At 45.1% G+C, this 19,859-nt stretch carries 21 protein-coding genes; 10 read left to right on the top strand and 11 right to left on the bottom strand.

The features are described 5' to 3' along the window. Positions 1-3 precede the first annotated feature (3 nt). The 4 genes from KIO97_RS09400 to torE all read right to left on the bottom strand — a co-directional run bounded on the left by KIO97_RS09400 (position 4) and on the right by torE (position 5,845). Positions 4-1,743 (bottom strand): glycoside hydrolase family 36 protein, encoded by a 1,740-nt coding sequence (locus KIO97_RS09400; protein WP_285382154.1) that lies wholly within the window; start codon positions 1,741-1,743, stop codon positions 4-6. A 198-nt stretch (positions 1,744-1,941) separates the two neighbouring features. Next, the gene (gene torA, locus KIO97_RS09395; protein WP_012127641.1) at positions 1,942-4,404 is read right to left on the bottom strand and encodes a trimethylamine-N-oxide reductase TorA; all 2,463 of its coding nucleotides are present in this window, start codon (positions 4,402-4,404) and stop codon (positions 1,942-1,944) included. A 26-nt stretch (positions 4,405-4,430) separates the two neighbouring features. Beyond that, on the bottom strand, positions 4,431-5,615 hold the full coding sequence (torC, locus tag KIO97_RS09390) for a pentaheme c-type cytochrome TorC (protein WP_005430271.1): 1,185 nt from the start codon (positions 5,613-5,615) through the stop codon (positions 4,431-4,433). Between the two features lie 50 nt (positions 5,616-5,665). Beyond that, positions 5,666-5,845: a trimethylamine N-oxide reductase system protein TorE gene (torE, locus tag KIO97_RS09385; RefSeq protein WP_005450728.1), complete on the bottom strand. Its 180-nt coding sequence runs from the start codon at positions 5,843-5,845 to the stop codon at positions 5,666-5,668. Between the two features lie 462 nt (positions 5,846-6,307). Here torE and KIO97_RS09380 point away from each other — a divergent pair, with 462 nt between their 5' ends. After that, on the top strand, positions 6,308-7,108 hold the full coding sequence (locus tag KIO97_RS09380; protein WP_285382151.1) for an ABC transporter permease: 801 nt from the start codon (positions 6,308-6,310) through the stop codon (positions 7,106-7,108). Between the two features lie 251 nt (positions 7,109-7,359). Next, positions 7,360-7,497 carry a hypothetical protein gene (locus tag KIO97_RS09375; RefSeq protein WP_005430270.1) on the top strand — a complete coding sequence of 46 codons (138 nt, stop codon included), beginning with the start codon at positions 7,360-7,362 and terminating at the stop codon, positions 7,495-7,497. Between the two features lie 62 nt (positions 7,498-7,559). Here KIO97_RS09375 and focA read toward each other — a convergent pair whose 3' ends face one another. Beyond that, the gene (focA, locus tag KIO97_RS09370; RefSeq protein WP_038889509.1) at positions 7,560-8,420 is read right to left on the bottom strand and encodes a formate transporter FocA; all 861 of its coding nucleotides are present in this window, start codon (positions 8,418-8,420) and stop codon (positions 7,560-7,562) included. A gap of 299 nt (positions 8,421-8,719) precedes the next feature. On the opposite strand from focA, the gene KIO97_RS09365 reads away from it, so the two are divergent. Then, positions 8,720-8,956: a TIGR02647 family protein gene (locus KIO97_RS09365; RefSeq protein ID WP_005430269.1), complete on the top strand. Its 237-nt coding sequence runs from the start codon at positions 8,720-8,722 to the stop codon at positions 8,954-8,956. 87 nt (positions 8,957-9,043) lie between these two features. Here KIO97_RS09365 and KIO97_RS09360 read toward each other — a convergent pair whose 3' ends face one another. Continuing rightward, entirely contained in the window at positions 9,044-9,466 is a 423-nt protein-coding gene (locus KIO97_RS09360) for a PACE efflux transporter (RefSeq protein WP_285382149.1), read from the bottom strand. 89 nt (positions 9,467-9,555) lie between these two features. Between KIO97_RS09360 and KIO97_RS09355 the strand changes: the two genes are divergently transcribed. The 3 genes from KIO97_RS09355 to KIO97_RS09345 are packed head-to-tail and all read left to right on the top strand — an operon-like array spanning position 9,556 to position 11,920. Then, positions 9,556-10,428 carry a LysR family transcriptional regulator gene (locus KIO97_RS09355; protein WP_285382148.1) on the top strand — a complete coding sequence of 291 codons (873 nt, stop codon included), beginning with the start codon at positions 9,556-9,558 and terminating at the stop codon, positions 10,426-10,428. 29 nt (positions 10,429-10,457) lie between these two features. Next, positions 10,458-11,285 carry an NAD(P)H-binding protein gene (locus tag KIO97_RS09350; protein ID WP_285382145.1) on the top strand — a complete coding sequence of 276 codons (828 nt, stop codon included), beginning with the start codon at positions 10,458-10,460 and terminating at the stop codon, positions 11,283-11,285. Next, entirely contained in the window at positions 11,282-11,920 is a 639-nt protein-coding gene (locus KIO97_RS09345; RefSeq protein ID WP_285382143.1) for a YdcF family protein, read from the top strand. The genes KIO97_RS09350 and KIO97_RS09345 overlap by 4 nt, the downstream gene beginning before the upstream one ends. A gap of 75 nt (positions 11,921-11,995) precedes the next feature. On the opposite strand, the gene KIO97_RS09340 is transcribed toward KIO97_RS09345, so the two are convergent. Both KIO97_RS09340 and cysS read right to left on the bottom strand, forming a co-directional pair. Further along, positions 11,996-12,574 (bottom strand): thymidine kinase, encoded by a 579-nt coding sequence (locus KIO97_RS09340; protein ID WP_285382141.1) that lies wholly within the window; start codon positions 12,572-12,574, stop codon positions 11,996-11,998. An 84-nt stretch (positions 12,575-12,658) separates the two neighbouring features. Continuing rightward, complete coding sequence (gene cysS / locus KIO97_RS09335) at positions 12,659-14,041, bottom strand: cysteine--tRNA ligase (RefSeq protein ID WP_010646112.1); 1,383 nt, start codon at positions 14,039-14,041, stop codon at positions 12,659-12,661. A gap of 204 nt (positions 14,042-14,245) precedes the next feature. On the opposite strand from cysS, the gene KIO97_RS09330 reads away from it, so the two are divergent. The 4 genes from KIO97_RS09330 (at position 14,246) to KIO97_RS09315 (ending at position 17,443) form a co-directional block, all read left to right on the top strand. Continuing rightward, the gene (locus tag KIO97_RS09330; protein WP_005533685.1) at positions 14,246-14,740 is read left to right on the top strand and encodes a peptidylprolyl isomerase; all 495 of its coding nucleotides are present in this window, start codon (positions 14,246-14,248) and stop codon (positions 14,738-14,740) included. A gap of 60 nt (positions 14,741-14,800) precedes the next feature. Then, positions 14,801-15,538, top strand: coding sequence for a UDP-2,3-diacylglucosamine diphosphatase (gene lpxH, locus KIO97_RS09325; protein WP_285382138.1), 738 nt, complete (start codon positions 14,801-14,803; stop codon positions 15,536-15,538). Positions 15,539-15,637: 99 nt separating this feature from the next. Further along, positions 15,638-16,852, top strand: a complete 1,215-nt coding sequence (locus tag KIO97_RS09320; protein WP_005533683.1) for an EAL and HDOD domain-containing protein — start codon at positions 15,638-15,640, stop codon at positions 16,850-16,852. Between the two features lie 87 nt (positions 16,853-16,939). Then, positions 16,940-17,443, top strand: a complete 504-nt coding sequence (locus KIO97_RS09315; protein WP_285382136.1) for a YchJ family protein — start codon at positions 16,940-16,942, stop codon at positions 17,441-17,443. Between the two features lie 280 nt (positions 17,444-17,723). Here KIO97_RS09315 and hisIE read toward each other — a convergent pair whose 3' ends face one another. Genes hisIE through hisA form a run of 3 tightly spaced genes read right to left on the bottom strand, consistent with a single transcriptional unit; the run spans position 17,724 to position 19,848 of the window. Further along, positions 17,724-18,359 (bottom strand): bifunctional phosphoribosyl-AMP cyclohydrolase/phosphoribosyl-ATP diphosphatase HisIE, encoded by a 636-nt coding sequence (gene hisIE / locus KIO97_RS09310; protein ID WP_005533681.1) that lies wholly within the window; start codon positions 18,357-18,359, stop codon positions 17,724-17,726. Then, positions 18,356-19,129: an imidazole glycerol phosphate synthase subunit HisF gene (gene hisF, locus KIO97_RS09305; RefSeq protein ID WP_004749837.1), complete on the bottom strand. Its 774-nt coding sequence runs from the start codon at positions 19,127-19,129 to the stop codon at positions 18,356-18,358. Before hisF ends, hisIE begins: the two co-directional genes overlap by 4 nt. After that, complete coding sequence (gene hisA, locus KIO97_RS09300; RefSeq protein WP_285382133.1) at positions 19,111-19,848, bottom strand: 1-(5-phosphoribosyl)-5-[(5-phosphoribosylamino)methylideneamino]imidazole-4-carboxamide isomerase; 738 nt, start codon at positions 19,846-19,848, stop codon at positions 19,111-19,113. The genes hisF and hisA overlap by 19 nt, the downstream gene beginning before the upstream one ends. Positions 19,849-19,859: the final 11 nt, after the last annotated feature.

Genomic DNA, 19,859 nt, shown 5'->3' with positions numbered 1-19,859 from the left:
AGGCTATGCGGTCACGATAGCTTTAGCATTCAGACCCTTATCCAAACTGACCAGCAATAACTGACATGGCTCTTGATTGAGCTTCTCCCCGTTCCAGTAATCATACCAATCTGTTGGTTGGTCTGCGGTAAGCGTAAACTCTGTCGCTTCATCGTTCGCGTAGTTGAACAAACAGTGCAGATCGTTTTTAGATGTTAGTGGTAAGAACGCATGGTTTAAACCTAACGCGGTAAACTTAGCCGATTCTTGATTACGGCGTTGACGCAGCATCAGTTTCGCTAGCGTCTTACTCGCAAATGGAGTGATTTCTGGTAGAGGATCACCGGAAAGCAGTAGGCCACCACACGCAAGTAACACGTTACGGTGGAACTGATAATCTTCACGCGAAGCTGCTTGGTTAGGTAATGAAGTGAACGTCGCGCAATCTGGATCGATTTGCCACAACTTGCGATGCTGCCAACTGCGGAAAAAGGTCTCTTTCGCGATTTGTTCAAAGCGATGGCTATGGCGCTCTACATCGTCAGAGACACGCATTGCATCGACTAAGCCCAAAGAAGGCCACATTGGCGCGTTACAACCTAATAGCCATGCATCTTCAGCCCCTTTCGCGATCGCTTCCATCCCCATACGGTAGGCTTCTACACCGGTTACGCCCGATTGACTGCGCTTACCTTTTAACGTGCCCCAGTAGTTTGCGTCTAATTTGAATAACTCAACGCCCCACTCTTGACGCATGACGGACACGACGTGGGTTAGATGATCTTGCACTTCAGGATTTGAAGTATCGAGAATGTACCACGGTGTACAACGCCAACCGCCATAAGTGACATCTTCAGCTTTCAGTAGGCTGCCATCATCGTGACGCACAAACCAATCGGGATGCTTTTTGAAGATTTCTGATTCTGGCTGAGCAATGAATGGTGCCATCCAAATGGCTGGCTTTTTGCCTTTCGCGCGAATGTTGTGAATCAACTCTTTCACACCACCAGAGAACTTATCCGAAGGCGTTAGCCAATCTCCCATAAATGCTTGGTAGCCATCATCTAGCAGCACCCATTCGAGCTCGGCTAGGTTGTCTTGCATACATTCCACGTTTTCTAAAACGTTGTCTTCGGTCACATCCGCGTAGTAGGCATACCAAGAGCACCAGCCAATTGGCGCATCCTGAGTGACACCATTGCGCACTGGGTGATGCTCGGCAAGCATCTCACTGTATTGTTGGTAAAGCTCAGACAGAGATTGACCGCGTAATATGGCCACAGATTCCAGTGTGTTATGTTCCCAATCCGCTACTTGGGTATGTTCTCCATCAATAGAGGCAGAAAGAACCCAATGTTCACCGTGCGTCTGCACCTCAAAATAGCCTGCAAAGCGATGACAAGACGTAAAGCCAAACAAGGTGTAACCTGCTGAATCTTCAACAGCTAAGTAGTTGTAGTAACGCTTAGGTTCGCTCTCAGGGTAAATACGGTAGGAATTATTGTTATCTGGGCAGCGACCAATATCGATAGGTTGAGAAATGGTACCGCTGGTCTGCGCCAACATTTGGAAACCGTCGCCAAGCACTGTTGCACCTTGCTCATAAAGAAAAGGCATTTGGAACAAGACTTCACGATCGGTGAAGGTTTTATTGTGTATCCCGGCAAAAGAAAAATGGATTTGGTTGCCTACGACTTCAAATTGAAGATCGTTATCACTCACTGAAATCTCAGTGTGATTGGCCAATTGAATGGTCTGAGCCATAGAGAATCTACTCACTTAATTATTATTGTTTCATTAAGCGCATTATCCTCCCCTTCTCTGACCCAATTCGTTATCAACGTCACGAATCCGTTGCATCTCAATTTATTCAAACTGGTTATTGAGAGAATGCTCACTGAATTTTGGTCAAAAAAATACCAGCCCGAGGGCTGGTATTTCATTCATAGCTTAGTGCTCTGATTAAGCAACTTCGATCGGACCACCGAATGAAGTCACTGGTGGAACTTTACCAGTGAATTTCTCGAAGTCTACGATACATGTGTTCGCAGAAGTCGCTTGTGCTAGCTCAGAAGAACCGATGTCTTGAGTTAGTGTGTTAGGGTCACCGTAAGTACAAATTGCACCTACTTTCTCGTTTAGAGGACCGTACCACGCACCTTCTTCGATACGGATAACACCACGTGGGTAGCTATCAGTAAGTACAGCACCAGCAAGAAGCTGACCACGGTCGTTAAATACACGTACCAAGTCACCGTCTTTAATGCCTTTTGCTTTTGCATCAACTGGGTTGATGTATACAGGCTCACGACCTTGAACAGCGTAAGTTGCACGGAAATCTTCAGATTCACACATCTGAGAGTGCAGACGCTTGTCCGGGTGGCAAGATTGTAGCCAGTACGGGTGTTTGTCAGAGCCAGGGCCACCGTGTGAACGTTCTGATTTCTCGAACCACATTGGGTGTTCTTGACAGTGTTCGTAACCGTAACGACCGATCTTACGAGAAGTGATCTCGATGAAGCCAGAAGGTGTACCCAGTGGGTTGATTTCTGGATCTTGACGGAAGTCAGCGTGACGAACCCAAGGCTTACCTTGACCGAAATCTAGTACGCTCTTCTCCCAGAACTCATCAAATTCTGGCATTTCGAACTTACCGTCGTTCGCTTTCTTACAATCGTTGTACAGGCTGCGGATCCATTCCATCTCGCTCATGCCACGAGTGTACTCGTCGCGACGACCAAAGCGTTGAGTCAGTTCACTCATGATTTGGAAGTCTGGCTTAGATTGGAACAATGGGTCCACTAGACGATGCATAGCAATCAGACCTTTGTTCGAGTAAGAACCGTATACGTCGATATCGTTACGTTCCCACTGAGTACATGCTGGAAGCACGATATCAGAGAAACGACACGTTGCCGTCCAAGCGAACTCAATCGTTACTACTGTTTGTAGTTTCTGGAACGCTTGCTTCATACGGTTACGATCTTGGTGGTGGTGCCATGGGTTACAACCCGAGATCACCATCATCTTGAAGTCTGGAAGCTTAACTTTACCACCGTTGTAGTTGATCTGTTTGCCTGGCTCTAGCAGACAGTCGATCCAACGAGCAACAGGGATAGTACGGCTATAGCCGTTAAAGTCATTGTTGTCCCACTTTGGCTTCATACCTGTATCTAGGTTACGAGGGAAACCACCAGGGCCCGCGAAACCAGTTGAAGGAACACCGATACTTGAGTAGTGGTGACCATAAGAGATACCACCGCCAGGTAGACCGATTTGACCAACCATCGCTGCAACTACTGCTGCTGCCCAGTATGGCTGCTCACCGTGCTCTTGACGTTGGATACACCAACCCATAAGGATCTGTGTACGACCGTTCACTAGCATGCGTGCGAATTCACGAATCTTGTCCGCTTTCACGCCACAGATAGGTGCAGCCCACTCAGGTGTTTTAACAACTTTATCTTTCGTTTCACCTTGAACGTACTTGATGAAATCTTCGAAACCTAGACAGTAAGTTTCAATGAACTTCTTGTCGTATAGGTCTTCGTTGTACAGTACGTGCGCAACAGCAAGCATGAATGCTACGTCTGTTAGCGGGTTAATGTATAGGTGATCGTTCTCTAGGTAACGTTGAGTCTTGTTCTTAACTGGGTCTACAGAAAGAACATTGATCTCGCCTTTCGCTACTTTTTCCTTCAACTGCGCTAGGTAGTTGAAAGATTCGTGCGTTTCACAGTTCCAACCTACTTGTAGGTTTTTCACTGGGTCGTTTGCCCAAAGAATGATGTTGTCTGAGTTCTCTAGGATTTCAGACCAAGACGTACCTTGTGCGTAAACTTCTGTTGAACCAAGTACGTAAGGCATGATGGTTTGACCTGCACCAGTCGAGTAGTCACCTACTTTAGTGATGAAGTTACCGTGCATACCTACAGCACGTTGCATGTGTGCTGTACAGTTGTTGAACGCACCAGTTTGGTTCCAACCAGTTTGACCTGCGTGTAGAGCCCATGGACCGTATTCTTTCTGAACACGCTCTAGCTCACGGTAGAACAGGTCTAGAGCTTCATCCCAAGTTACACGGATGAAACGGTTGTTACCGCGCGTCTCAGCGCTGTATTTGTGCTTCTTCAGCCAATCTAGACGAACCATTGGGTAACGAACACGTGATGGGCTGTAGATGATGCCCTTGATGCCGTTCAACATTTCTGTTGGGTTCTGGTCTAGCTCTAGCGGTTTGATCTCTTGAACTTTACCCGCGTAGATGTGGGCGCGGAACGCGCCCCAGTGTGAACCTGTTACTTTCCAAGTACCAGTAGACTCAGCTGCGTTTGCAGATGCTGAAGCCAATAAGCTTGGACCGATAACTGACGCTGCACTTGTGGTTGCTACACCTTTAAGAAAACTTCTTCGTGTAATAGCCATTTATTTTTACTCCAATCCGACGCTTATTAGTGGTGACCTTCAGCATAATCTGAAGAGTGCTTCTGTAGGTACTTCAAGATCAGTGCTTCACTGTCTGTATCTAGGTTAACGAACGCTAGCATACCGTCGAACATACCTGGCCATGTGTTCGCATCGAAGTGCGCTTCAGCTGGTTGTGTGTGACATACAGAACAGTTAGTTTTGTAAGCTTCTTTCGATTTTTCCCATACAGGGTTGATGTCGTTCAGCATAGATTCTTTCTTGATCCATACTTTCGCAGCTACTTTCTCCCAAGGAAGACCAGTTAGCTCATCAACTTTCTTCTCACCAGCCGTAACAATGTTCGCGTCTGTTGATGCTTCTTTCAGTAGAGATGCTACTGCGATGTTTTTACCGAAGTCTTCTTGAATTACACGACCGAAGCCTTTCGCTTTACGCCAGCCGTCGATTTCAATTTCAACGTAGTCGCCTTTGTCTTCAAGAACTTTTACAGTTGATGCTGGGTTTAGTAGACCCGCTTCTTTAGCACCTTTGTCATCGAAGTAGATTGGTAAGTGACGAACACTTACTAGTTGCTGACCTACACCGTAATCAGTGTTTGAAGTCATACCTTCTAGGTCACCAACAATACCACCAATGCTGTCCATACCAGCTGGTAGTTTGTGTGCGATGCCTTTGTGACAGTCTACACAGCTTTGATCTTTCTCAGCTGCTTGTTTCATTTGGATACGAGCGGTTGGAGACATTTGCTCGAAGTCCATTGAATCGTAGTTGTGACAGTTTTTACACTCTAGAGATTTGTTTGCAGAGAAACGATCCCATTCGTGTTTAGCAAGTTCGATACGACGCTCTTCGAAAACACCCGGTTCGTCGTAGTTGCCAAATACTTGTGCAAATACTTCTTTAGACGCTTGCATCTTACGAGCAATCTTATCTGTCCAGTTGTGTGGAACATGACAGTCAGGACAAGTAGCACGAACACCAGAGTGGTTTTTCCAGTGAACTGTGTCTTGCAGTTCAACGTATACGTTGTCACGCATTGTGTGACAACTAATACAGAATTCTTCTGTGTTGGTTGCTTCTAGGGCTGTGTTAAAGCCACCCCAGAAAATAACACCAGCGATGAAACCGCCCATAGTCAGCACGCCTAGGCTGATATGGACTGCCGGGCGCGTCATCGTACGCCACAGTTTAATGATTAATGATTTCATTATTTGCTCTCTTAAAATCTTTTCTAAAGTGTGGTTATGAGCTCACCGGCTTACATGCCGTGCGCGCCTGGAGGACCAAAGAAGAACACTTGAAGTGCCCAAACAATAAATCCGTAGCCGCCTACGAAAGCCACACTCAGAATTGGGAAGAGAACAACTGCAATGAAGAGGAACGACTTCCACTCCAGTGAGCGTTTTTCACCACTCTCAATTTTGTTAACATCACTCATACATTTGCCTATTTTGTATCTAGTGTTATTGGAAAGCCCGCGTCACCAAGCTTAAGTTTTTTACAATCTCTATGGGAAAATGTTAGACCATACTAATAGTAAGGTTCAATCAAATCTGATGCTCCTCCCCTTGTTATCCAACACTTTTTTGAGCTCATCCAGAGATGTGTTTGATTGATATTCTTTGTGAAAAAATATTAATGGATGTGAAAAAATAAGTCTTTTGCAGACATGTTAAGAATACAACACAAGATTAACTTTGTTTACAATTTTCTGGATTTTTTCGTGCTACTAAATCGCTCTTTTTCCGACTAAAGACAAGCAGTTGTGATCGTCTTGTTAAGAAAACTTCACTAAATCATCGTGCTTTTTCAAACGTAAGATTGCAAAAAACAGACCTCGCTAATTCATAAACCAACCGCTCTTCGTTAGAATCAAAACGTTTGTTTCCGGAGAAAGTTTATGAATCAAGTTGTGGATATTAATTGGTTTGAACTCGCCCTTTTTAGCTTGATTCTGCTCATTCCACTCACCATCAATAAACGATACAAACTTGGCATTGCCAAAGACACTGTCATTAGCGTTGTGCGTATGACCGTTCAATTGGTTCTTGTCGGTGTGTATTTGGAATACCTTTTTAAGCTGAATAGCTTGGCAGTAAATTTGTTGTGGCTAGCGATTATGATTGTGGTTGGGGCGAGCTCAATTGTGAGTAAAACCAATCTACCCAAAAAACCTCTCATGTGGCCTTTAATCGCAGGATTGTCTAGCAGCTTATTCCCTTTGCTTGCGGCGATTGCTTTTGGCCTCGTCAAGCCAGAGCCCTTTTACAACGCGCAGTATATGATCCCTTTAGCAGGCATGCTGCTAGGCAACAGCTTGAGCAGCAACATCGTTGCCCTGCAGAACTTATTCACTGCTTTCGAGCAAAGAAAATCTGAATATGAAGCCGCTATATCTTTAGGTGCATCACCCAAATACGCCTCCTTCCCTTTCCTTCAAGAAGCGCTTCGTAAATCTCTGGCGCCTATTCTCGCCTCCATGGCAACGACTGGCTTGGTGACGCTTCCCGGCATGATGACAGGCCAAATCTTAGGTGGCGCTAGCCCGATGGTGGCCATCAAGTACCAATTAATCATCATGCTAGCGATTTTTGTCATGCTCAGTGTGTCTGTGGCGATTACCTTAGAGATGACGCTGAGCTGTGTACAAACAAAAGAAGGCCGCATAAGAGTGAAGTTTATCAACAAGGATAAAGCTTAAAGTTGGTCACTTCGCCATCACATAAGCGTCTCATTTTATGAATTTTTCTCGATCAAAAAAGATACTCACGATCTTTGAGACAGGTTATCCACAGAAAATGTGGATAAACCCCAAAAACCCATAAGCAACCAGAAACATAAGAGCAACTTTGAGACTTACCTCTCCTCATCAATCAAACGATCACAGATTGGTCATAGAAGCGTCATCGACTGCCTCTAGAGTGCAGTTAACCGACGAAAGGAGAATTCATCATGGATAGGTTAATCACGCGAGAAAAACTCGATGATTTAGTGTCAGAAGTACCTGTAGACTGGCTAACACAAGAGCCTGTAGAAATGACATCTCACTGGATCCCAAATGAATTTGGTATCAACGAAGAGCTCGTCTAGCGCAACAGCTAAAACATTCAGATAAAAGAAAGGCAAGCCACGTAGCTTGCCTTTTTTGAAAATTATTTCAGATGCTTATCTTCATCACGCAGGTAAATCATCCAGTACCACATGCCAACGAAGACACCACCACCGATAATATTACCAATCGTCACGGGGATCAGGTTGTTGGTCAAGAAACCGATCATGTTCAGATCCGCGTAGTCTGCAATGTTGGCACCTGTCATTTGCCAGAATGACTCTGGAGCAAAGTATTTAATACCAATCGCCATTGGTACTTGGAACATGTTCGCAATACAGTGCTCAAAACCTGCAGAAACGAACATCGCTACCGGCAAGATCATTACTGCGATTTTATCTGTCAGGGTGCGGCCGCTAAACGTCATCCAAACTGCGATACATACTAAAACGTTACACATGATGCCCAGCGCGACGGCTTGGAAGAAACCGTGATGCAGCTTATGTTGCGAAATTGCCATCGCATTCAAGCCCACTTGTCCACCGTCGAACATGTATTGCTTAGTAATAAGCATACAAACAACAAGTAGGACCGCACCAACCAAGTTACCGAAGTATACAACCAGCCAGTTCTTCATTAAGGCTTTCCATGAAATCTTGCCACTTGCACGTGCCACCAGCGTAAGAACCGAGCTGGTAAACAGCTCACCGCCAGTAACAACCACCAAGATCAAGCCAAGGCTGAATGCCAAACCACCAATAAGGCGTGTAATACCCCAAGGGAGATCACCAGCACCAGTGGTTACGGTTGTGTAGAAAATAAAAGCAATACCAATGTGGATACCTGCAGAAATCGCCAGCAGGAAAGATTTCATCGGAGCTTTAGTTGCTTTGCCAACACCTACTTCGGCGGCACGTTCAGCAGCCTGAGGTGGTAATAGTGAGTCAAACTGATTGAAGTTCATGGAAGTGTAACATTTAGAAACAATTAACGAGGCGCGGATAATCGCTCCATTTCCAGACTTTTTCAAGGGCTATTTTTCATGTTTACCAAATTTGTTGTTGCTGAGAGAGTAATCGATAAAATTCAACAATGAGTTATTGTCCTAACCATTATTAATATTTGGTTCAAATGTTTACTGTAGAATAAAATTTCCGCGTTATATCAGGCCTATAGCGCTACACTTAACATTTCTAAGGCTTTTCTATTGCTCAACCTTAGTTTTCAGACTAGCTTGGTTAAAAAAGTACGAAGGAATTACCTATGAAATATTCAGCTGACCATATCGCCGAACTGAACCTACTTCTTCAATTCGATTTAAGCAGCGCAGCTACTGGCATCAAAGTCCACAAAGAAGCTTCTGAAGAAATGCAGGCAGCCGTTGCGCGTCTGTACGAAAAACAACTATGCACACAGCCAGATGGCGGTTACCTAACTGACGAAGGGATCGAAGTTGCAGAACACGCGGATAAGATCCTTCGAGTGCTTTCTGCTGAATAATGATATTTAGACAAATCAATATCTGAATTTAAAAAGCCACCGCAATGGTGGCTTTTTTGATAATTAAATTTATCTAGATTCACTATATTAAGCGATCAGTTTTCTCACTTTTCCAAATGGCTGAATTTTATCATATGCCCAGTTAAAGCCCGTCGCGTAGAATAAGAAGAAAATTAAAAAGCCAGCCTCTAATGCCAATGCTTGCAGCAAAGTGTTCTCCAAGAACCACGCAATCACAGGAATAGACAAGAAGATCAATCCACCTTCAAATCCCAACGTGTGACCAATTCGCATCGCTAGACTGCGTTCCTCTCGGTTTGAACCAAACCACTTATCAAAGTACAGGTTATAAATGTAGTTCCAAACTACAGTGTAAAGACTCAAACCAATACCGACCACCGCTAAATCACTGGATCCCTTCCCTGTAATCAAAGAAGCAGCAGGGATAATGATCGCGAGAGCAATCATTTCAAATAGTACAGCGTGAAAGATACGTTCGTTGCGAGTCATGATGTTTTACCTAAATAGTTCTACTCAATGACTGGCATTTTATCTATCATTCAGATAATCAAAAGTTAGATACCATCGGTAAAAGCGATATGTTTACTATTGAACAACTGCAAGCGTTTGTGACCACGTCGGAAGCGGGCTCCTTTTCAGCCGCTGCCAGAAAGCTCGGCCGGGCACAATCGGTGATCAGCCAACACATCATGAACATGGAACTGGATTGCGGTGTCGATCTATTTGATCGCTCTGGCCGCTATCCCAAGCTAACTGAGAAAGGTCATGAGCTAATGCCTTACGCACTTGCGACGCTCAGTCAACTGGATCGACTGAATAACAAGGCATCTCAACTTTTCTCTGCGCCAGCAAACAAGTTAGTGCTCGCTGTTGATGAAGGGATTCCATTAACTCGCCTCCCTATTGCATTGAAGAACTTAGAGCAAAAATTCCCTAACCTTCAGGTAGAGTGTCTCACGGCATCAAGCCCAGACATTATCGAGCTCATCAAATCTGAGCGCGCGACGACAGGCATTATTCTAAGTGATTTACAAATGCCCAAGAATGTTGATTTATCTAACTTGGGGAATATTGGTTTCGACGTGTTTGTATCATCTGAACACTCTTTAGCAAAACAGCCCATCCGAAACATCGATGAACTTAAGCAGCATCGCCAACTGGTGATCCGTTCAAAGAATGAAGATGTGAGTGGTCTTAATCAGGCGTTCAGCCCAGATATCTGGTACGCTGATGATTACTACATATTATTAGAACTGGCGAACAAGGGATTTGGCTGGTGCTTTCTTCCTGAGCATTTGGTGTCTTACGCGCCAAACACCTTAGTGAAACTTGGCGAAGAATTAACAAAACTGGCATGGCAAGTCAACATTGATTTGATACAACATCAGAAATGGCATTCCGATCCCCTACACCAACAAGCCAGATTAGAATTACAAACCCTGTTTGAATGAACTCAGGGCTGACAGTAGGAACATTACCGATGGCAAATACATTGATCATAGGTGCAGGCTGGCTAGGTACCCCACTTGCACAAACGCTCATTGACCAAGGGCATCAAGTTATCGTCACGCGACGTAGTCAAACTCGATTGGATGAGTTTCCAATACCTTCCGTTAAAACTGCTCTACTCGACCTCAATGAATCGAACTCTGAGCAGCGACTCATTAATATTATCAAACAGCACCATATCGAACGTATTGTCGGCGCTTTCCCTCCTGGCTTTCGTAAAGGGAATGGACAAGAGTACGCACAGCAATGGCAGCGCTTAACTGAAGCGGCAAAAGCGAGTAGCGTTGAAAAGATTTTGATGGTCAGCTCAACGACGGTATACCCAAACCTAGCCGTCGATATGAAAGAAGAAGACGCCACACTGGCATTGGCCCAAACGAAAGAACACTTCTCAGACAACGCTCGCATCATGCTACAAGCCGAGCAATACGTCATTGATTCCTGCATCGACTACGCCATCGTCCGTTGCAGTGGTTTGATAGGCTCTGACCGCCATCCTTCTCGCTTTGCACTGCGATTAAAACAAGTGAGCCGTAAAGCCCCAGCAAATATGGTGCATCAAAACGATGCGGTAGCCGCGACAGCTTTCGCGCTCAATCAAATTGCTAACGAAGTGGTAAACGCCACAACGCCAAATACCGTAAGCAAAGCCGAGTTTTACCAAGCGGCCATTACGAGAAGTGATTTAGATATTGCCCTTCCGCCAGTCACTGAAACTGCCGATAAACGAATCCTTGCAGACAAGCTTATTGCGCTTGGCTACCAGTTCCAATTCAACTCAACGCTGGATGCACTATGAAGCTTTATCAACACATTGAAACCTTGTGGGATTACATGCAACTCAAGCAGGAACTCACACCTGCTGACTGCTTATTTGTTATGTGTAGCAATGATTTACGTGTTGCCGAATACGCCGCAAAGCTTTACCACCAAAAGCTTGCGCCTATGATTGTATTTTCTGGCGGTGAAGGCCGTTTTACGGATGGCTTGTTTGACAAAAGCGAAGCCGAAACCTTTGCAGAAATAGCAAAACTTGCTGGTGTACCAAACGAAGCAATCTTAATCGAAACACAATCAAGCAACAGCGGTGAGAACGTTCGATTCACGGAACAATTGTTGATAGAAAAAGGGGTTAGCTGCGAGTCTCTCATCTTGGTTCAAAAACCATTTATGGAACGACGCGCCATCGCGACCTTCGAAAAACAGTGGCAATCACCTTATTCACGTCTGCAAGTGACCTCTACTGCGCATCCTTTCTTTGAATACATTAACGAAGAGATGCCTCTGATGATGGTACTGGAAGCATTGATGGAAGATTTTTCTCGCGTAAAGACTTATCCAGAGAAAGGCTTTCAAACGAAGCAAGAGATTCCTGCACACGTTGAATCTTCTTATCAAGCCCTACGAGAAAAGTTCGAGTTTGGTCTCGCGTAACCCCTCGCTCAGTGACTAACAACCAGACAATAAAAAAGCCACCGAATTCGGTGGCTTTCTCTTATCTAGATTGGCTTACTTACCAAGTGCTTCTTTGTAGTGTTGACGACAAACCGATACGTAACGATCGTTACCACCGATTGCAACCTGATCACCTTCTCTGATTGCAACGCCATGCTCATCAGTACGAATAACCATGTTTGCTTTGCGACCGCAGTGACAAATCGTTTTTAGCTCAACCAGCTTGTCTGCCCAAGATAGCAGGTACTTACTGCCTTCAAAAAGTTCGCCTTGAAAATCGGTGCGAAGGCCATAACAAAGAACCGGAATATGCAGCTTGTCCACCACCTCTGTGAGTTGGTAAACCTGCTCTTTAGATAAGAACTGACACTCATCAATCAGAATACAGTGACGTTTTTCAACCTCATGCAGTGCTGCAATCTCTTGGTAAAGGTTGCTATCTGGACGGAACAATTGCGCGTCTGATTGCAAGCCAATACGAGAGCTCACTTTACCCACACCGTAACGGTCATCTAACGCTGCTGTGAAAATCACAGGCGTCATGCCACGTTCTTGATAGTTAAATGAAGATTGAAGAAGAGTTGTCGATTTACCCGCATTCATTGCTGAGTAATAGAAATACATCTGAGCCACAGAGCACTACCTTCGTTAAAGTTTAGAATTTATAAAAGCTTGTAAAGAAAAGGGCTGAATCATCAGCCCTTTTAAAAGATTCAATTACTTACGACGCCACGTTGTGCCTTCTGGACCATCTTCCAGAACAATGCCCATCTCCGTCAGCTTATCACGAGCCATATCTGCGTTAGCCCAGTCTTTCGCTGCACGAGAGTCGTTACGTAGCTTAATTAGTGCTTCGATTTCAGCCACTTCATCATCGTTACCAGCGTCACCTTTTAGGAACGCTTCTGGATCTTGGTGAAGAATACCGATCACGTCAGCCAGTTCACGCATTAGCGCACCTAGCTCGCTCGCTTTCTCTAGGTTTTCTGTCTTAAGACGGTTTACTTCACGCGCCATGTCGAACAGTACTGAGTAAGCTTCTGGCGTGTTGAAGTCGTCGTTCATCGCTGCAGTATAGCGAGATACGTACTCTTCACCACCTGCTGGCGCTGCGTTTAGATCGAGACCACGTAGAGATGTGTATAGACGCTCAAGAGAAGCACGTGCTTGATTTAGGTTATCTTCGCTGTAGTTTAGCTGGCTACGGTAGTGGCCTGACATTAGGAAGTAACGAACCGTCTCAGCATCGTAGTGACCAAGAACATCACGGATAGTAAAGAAGTTACCCAGAGACTTAGACATCTTCTCACGGTCTACCATTACCATGCCGCTGTGCATCCATGTGTTCACGTATTGAGTGTCGTGTGCACAGCATGATTGCGCGATTTCGTTCTCGTGGTGTGGGAACTGCAGATCAGAGCCACCGCCGTGAATGTCGAAGTGGTTACCTAGGATTGAAGAGTTCATTGCAGAACATTCGATGTGCCAACCTGGACGACCTGGCCCCCATGGTGATTCCCATGTTGGTTCACCCGGTTTAGACATCTTCCAAAGTACGAAGTCCAGTGGGCTGCGTTTTGCCGTTTCGATATCAACACGCGCACCAGCTTGCAGCTGTTCAAGGTCTTGCTTAGACAGTTTGCCGTATTCGTTGAACTTGCCTACTTCAAACATTACGTCGCCGTTATCTGCAACGTATGCGAAACCGCGCTCGATTAGCTTTTCAACCAATTCGATGATTTCAGCGATGAACTGAGTTGCACGAGGCTCAACGTCAGGGCGTTTCATGTTCAGTGCATCGAAGTCAGCGTGCATTTCGCCAATCAGGCGCTCTGTCAATGAATCACAAGATTCACCGTTTTCTGCTGCACGTTTGATGATTTTGTCATCGATATCAGTGATGTTACGTACAAACGTTAGGTCATAACCAAGGTAACGCAAGTAACGAGAAACCACATCGAAAGAAACGAAAGTACGACCGTGACCGATATGACAGAGATCGTAGATGGTAACTCCACAGACATACATGCCAACTTTGCCGGCTGTAATTGGTTTGAATTCCTCTTTCTGTCTTGTGAGTGTGTTATATATCTTTAACATGATCTCTATCTATGATTGTGAATGGATAACAAGAAGGCCGAGTATAACAACTCAGACCTTATTAGGTAATAGCAATTCACGGATAAAACGATAATCGGCTAAACTTCAAGCACAAAACTATTAATTTGTTCTTCCTGAGTTTTTAAAGCGTAATAACTTAGGCTAGAATCGCAGTTTCAATACAACACAGTAAAGGAAAGTAGCATGATCACCCTTCACACTAATTTTGGTGACATCAAGATTCAACTAAACGAAGAGAAAGCGCCAGAGACTAGCGCAAACTTCCTTCAGTACTGCCGCGACGGTTTCTACGACAACACTCTTTTCCACCGTGTTATTGACGGCTTCATGATCCAAGGTGGTGGTATGGAGTCTGGTCTACGTGAAAAAGCATCACGTGCACCAATCAAGAACGAAGCAAACAACGGTCTTAGCAACAAAGTTGGCACACTTGCTATGGCTCGTACTATGGAGCCGCATTCAGCAAGCTCTCAGTTCTTCATCAACGTAAACAACAACACGTTCCTAGACTTCCGTAGCGAAAGCCTAGATGGTTGGGGTTACTGTGTATTCGGTGAAGTAATCGAAGGCATGGACATCGTAAACAAGATCAAAGGTGTGAGCACTGGTTCTTACGGCATGCACCAAGACGTACCTCTAGAAGACGTAGTGATCACTGGTACAACAATCGAAGAGTAATTCTTTAGAATTGCTGCCAAGAGATAAGTTTGTGGGGAGGCGTCGCTTCCCCTTATTTCTATGACGACATTATTTATATCTGATCTTCATCTTACCCCATCACGTCCTGATATCACGGAGTGCTTTGTTACGTTCATGCGTTCAGAAGCAATCCATGCCGACGCACTGTACGTGCTTGGTGATTTGTTCGAATTCTGGATTGGTGACGATGACAACACCCCTTTTGCAAGTCAAATCCGTAGCGAATTTAAAGCTCTGACGGATTCTGGTGTGCCAACCTTCTTCATCCAAGGCAATCGAGATTTCTTACTGGGTAAACGCTTTTGCAAAGAAACCGGTATGACATTGCTTGATGATGTCTGCACAATTGATCTTTATGGTCAAAAAGCCGTGATTCTGCATGGCGATACACTTTGCATTGATGATGTGAAATACCAAGAGTTTCGAAAAACCGTTCATAAGCCATGGCTTCAATGGTTGTTTAATCGTATTCCCTGGTTCGTTAAGAAAAGAATTGTCGCTAAAGTTCAGTCAGACATTCGAGACGACAAACAAACCAAGTCTCTCGACATCATGGACGTTAACCAAGGCGAAGTAGAGCGCGTTATGTCTCAAAACTGCGTCAACCTGATGATTCACGGTCACACGCACCGCCCAAATACACATATTTTTGAATTAAATGGTGTTAAAACAACACGTATTGTCTTAGGTGATTGGTATAGCCAAGGCTCGGTTTTAAAAGTAGATTCTGGCAATTTTGACTTGCAAACACGACCGTTTGACACAGAATTGAAGTAAAGCATGTCGAGCGTGTAGAAGATTGACGCGCAAAGCATAGAAATTTTACAGAAAATCGCTATCATCGTATTACTCAGTTAAACAGAACAAAGTACCGCATTGAAGTATTCATATGTAGCTCGCCAACCGATACTGGATAGAGAAAAGCGTACCATCGGGTATGAGCTTCTCTTCCGTGACGGTCCGAAAAATACCTTTCCAGAAGTAGAACCTGAGCTGGCTACTAGTCGACTTCTATCTGACCATTTCCTCACCACGCACTACAGTACTCTGGGTGATAAGCTCGGCTTTGTTAATTTTCCATACCAAAGCTTGGTCAATCTCGTCCCTACTCTGTTTCCCAATGAATCACTCGTGGTTGAAGTATTGGAAGATTGTGAGCCAACAGACGAGTTACTTCATGCAATCAAACATCTACATGCATCTGGCTATCGCGTTGCGTTAGATGACTTTGTTCCGACTAAAGCTTGGAAGCGTTTTTTACCTTATGTTGCGATCATCAAGTTCGACATTCGCTTAGTCCCTATCGAAAAGGCCGCGATTTACATTCAATCACTTGGCCACTTTGGTATCGACTTTTTAGCCGAGAAGGTCGAAACCTATGAAGAGTTTGAACAGGCAATGGATGCTGGTTTTAACTACTTCCAAGGCTACTTTTTCAGTAAACCTGAGATGATTCAGAAAAAACGCCTTAACCCGGCGTTTTTGACGGTTATTCAACTGTGTAAAGAGATCGCAGACAAACCCATCAATTTCAATGAAGTCGAACGCCTGTTTTCAATCGATGTGACCCTGTCTTATAAGCTAATGACTTATGTAAACTCGGGTTACACGCTCACCACTAAGATTAAGTCTTTCCGACAGGCGCTGGTTTATCTTGGTGAAGAACGCTTAAGACGCTTTATTTCTCTTGTTGCCATTGCTTCAGTGCACGAAGATAAACCTGACTCTTTGTACTCTTTAGCGATTCAGCGCGCGCGTATGTGTGAAATTTTGCTCAGCCAGATGAACACTAAATACGATCCCGGCCAAGCGTTTTTAACAGGAATGTTCTCACTATTAGGTTCACTATTAGACCAACCGCTTTGCGACGTGATCAGTGACATTCCAGTTGATGAGGAAATCAAGCAAGCGCTCACAAGTCGCAAAGGCGTATTAGGCTATCTTCTTTCGATGATCATCGCTTACGAAAAAGCCGATTGGGAAACAACGGAAAAGTACGGTAGCGCACTTAAACTGACTGAGCCACAATTAGCCAAAGCGTTCAGCCAATCCACAGCTTGGGCTCAAGAACTGCTGTCTCAAACGCCCTAAATCGCTATAATGCCCCAAAGAATACCTCCAGCCTCACTTATGTGAGGTTGTTTGTTTTTACCGCTTAATTAATCGAGATTTCATTTTATGGCTTCTTCTTGTCCTTGCGGCTCTAACCGCACCTACCAACAGTGTTGTGAAATTGCCCACAATAACCATGCTGACGTCACCACTCCGGAGCAGCTAATGCGCTCTCGTTACAGTGCGCATGTACTAGGTCTGGTGGATTACGTGGTGAACACATACCACCCAAGCTGTAATGCAGAAGAGCAACGTGAAGGCATTGCCCAATCCATCGACAGCGACTGGTGCAAGCTTGAGGTGATAAAAGCCGAAGCGAGTAGCAACGAGAATGAAGGTTTTGTTGAATTCAACGCTTACTTTGATGAAGACGGCAAACGCTACTGCATGACAGAACGTTCTCGTTTCGTGAAAGAAGATGGGCTTTGGTACTACATTGAAGGCACATTTCCTGAAGAAGAGTCGGAACAAGATCCTCGCTTAAGCCAGCCAGTGAGTAGCCTAAAAGTAGGTCGTAACGATCCGTGTATCTGTGGAAGTGGTAAGAAGTTTAAGAAGTGTTGTGGGTAAGATCATCCACGCTTAGCTTATTGAGCTCGCTTTGATTAGATTCCTGATCTCGCCTAGGCTCGTCGGAATGACGTAAATATATGTATCTGTTTGAAGTAAATAACTCTACTGCAAACACCATTAGAAAATATACCGTCATTCTGAACAGCGAGGGACGAGCGTGATTCAGAATCTAATCGCCACCAGCACTGTTGTCAGGGTTTACCTCGAACCAAGAACACTAAACTAAAAAAGCCCCTAGGCTCGAGAGCATAGGGACTTTCACTTATCTACAACAAACTTATTTATGACGCTCTTTCAGTTTGTTCACTACGTCATTCATCGATAAGCCTTGGTCTTGAAGCAATACCATTAAGTGGTAAATCAAATCTGCCGATTCACACACTAACTCCGCCTTATCGCCCGACGTCGCCGCAAGCGCGACTTCAACGCCTTCTTCGCCCACTTTTTGCGAAATACGCTTGGTGCCACGGGCATAAAGACTGGCAGTATAAGAGGAATCTGGGTCGGCACTCTTGCGGGCAGCCAATAGCTGCTCAAGTTGATGAAGCCACACCATTTGTGACTCCTCTTGAGGGTCCACATCCCAGCAAGTTGTATTACCCAAGTGGCACGTAGGACCAATGGGATTCACCTTCACCAGTAGCGTATCGTTGTCGCAATCTAGCTGCATGTTCACTAGTTGCAATACGTTGCCAGAGGTCTCACCTTTCGTCCAAAGACGTTGCTTGGTACGAGAGAAAAACGTCACTTGACCTGTTTCGCCCGTTTTTGCCAACGCATCTTGGTTCATGTAACCCATCATCAGCACTTGGCTTGATTGGAAATCTTGTACGATGGCAGGTACCAGACCATCCACCTTTTCCCAGTTGATTCGCTCAGCTAGCGAACTTACTTCGGCGGCTTTCACACTCATAGTCGTACCTCAATGCCTTGTTGTTTCAAATACTGCTTTAGTTCACCAATATTGATGACTTGCTTGTGGAATACCGATGCGGCAAGCGCGCCATCCACATTTGCTTTTTGGTAGGCTTCTGCGAAATGCTCCATGGCACCTGCACCACCCGATGCAATCAATGGCACGTTACACACTTCACGCACCATATTCAGTTGTTCGATGTCGTAGCCGTTACGTACACCGTCTTGGTTCATCATGTTCAGCACGATTTCACCAGCGCCGCGCTTTTGTACTTCTTGCACCCAATCACGCGTTTCCCATTGGGTCGCTTTGGTGCGTTCTTCATCACCAGTAAACTGGTAAACCTGATACTTGCCCGTCTCTTTGTCGTAGTATGAATCGATACCAACGACGATACATTGCACACCAAACTTATCAGCAAGGTCAGTAATCAACTGAGGGTTCGCCAAGGCAGGAGAGTTAATAGATACCTTATCTGCACCAAACTCAAGAATGCGCGCCGCGTCTTCTGCTGATTTAATGCCACCAGCCACACAGAACGGGATATCAATCACTTCTGCAACGCGAGCGACCCAACTTTTATCGACGACACGACCATCACTTGAAGCGGTAATATCGTAGAACACAAGCTCGTCTGCGCCTTCTTCAGCATAACGCTGCGCCAGAGGAACGATGTCACCAATAATTTCGTGGTTGCGAAACTGGACGCCCTTCACCACTTGTCCATCACGAACATCAAGACATGGAATTATTCGCTTTGCCAACATGCAAACGCCTCCTCTGCTGTGAACTTACCATCTAACAATGCACGACCAACAATCACGCCAGCAACACCGCTGCCTTTTAGTGCTTCGATATCCGCTAATGAACCGATGCCACCTGAAGATTGGAACTGCACTTGCGGGTACTGTTTACATAAGTCGACGTAAAGCTCAACGTTTGAACCTGCTAGCGTACCGTCACGAGAAATGTCCGTGCAAAGCACATGCTGTAGACCTACCGTCAGATAATCGTTGACCAAAGCTTCGATAGTCACGCCTGAATCTTCTTGCCAACCAGAGATCGCTACCTTACGTGTGCCGTCTTGATCGATGTTGATGTCTAGCGCGAGAACGATTTTCTCTGCGCCGTATTTTTCCATCCAACCTTTCACAAGCTCTGGCTGTTTTACCGCTGTAGAGCCAACTACAACGCGCTGCGCACCGGCTTCTAACAGATCAATCACGTCCTGCTCTGTACGCACTCCACCACCAATTTGGATGTTCGCTGGCGTACTTGCTAATAGCTTTGCAATCAAATCAAGTTGACGTGCTGTGGTGTCTTTCGCGCCAGTTAAATCCACTAAGTGTAGCCAGTTAGCACCTGCTTGGTGGTACAAATTAAACTGCTCTGCTGGGTCGACTTTGTACTCGGTAACTTGACCGTAATCACCTTGATAAAGGCGAACCACCTGTCCTTCAATTAAATCAAGAGCTGGAATAATCACACTAAATCCCT

The organism is Vibrio sp. B181a (assembly GCF_030248375.1).
Taxonomy (GTDB): domain Bacteria; phylum Pseudomonadota; class Gammaproteobacteria; order Enterobacterales; family Vibrionaceae; genus Vibrio; species Vibrio campbellii.
This window is presented reverse-complemented; position numbering and strand designations above follow the sequence as displayed.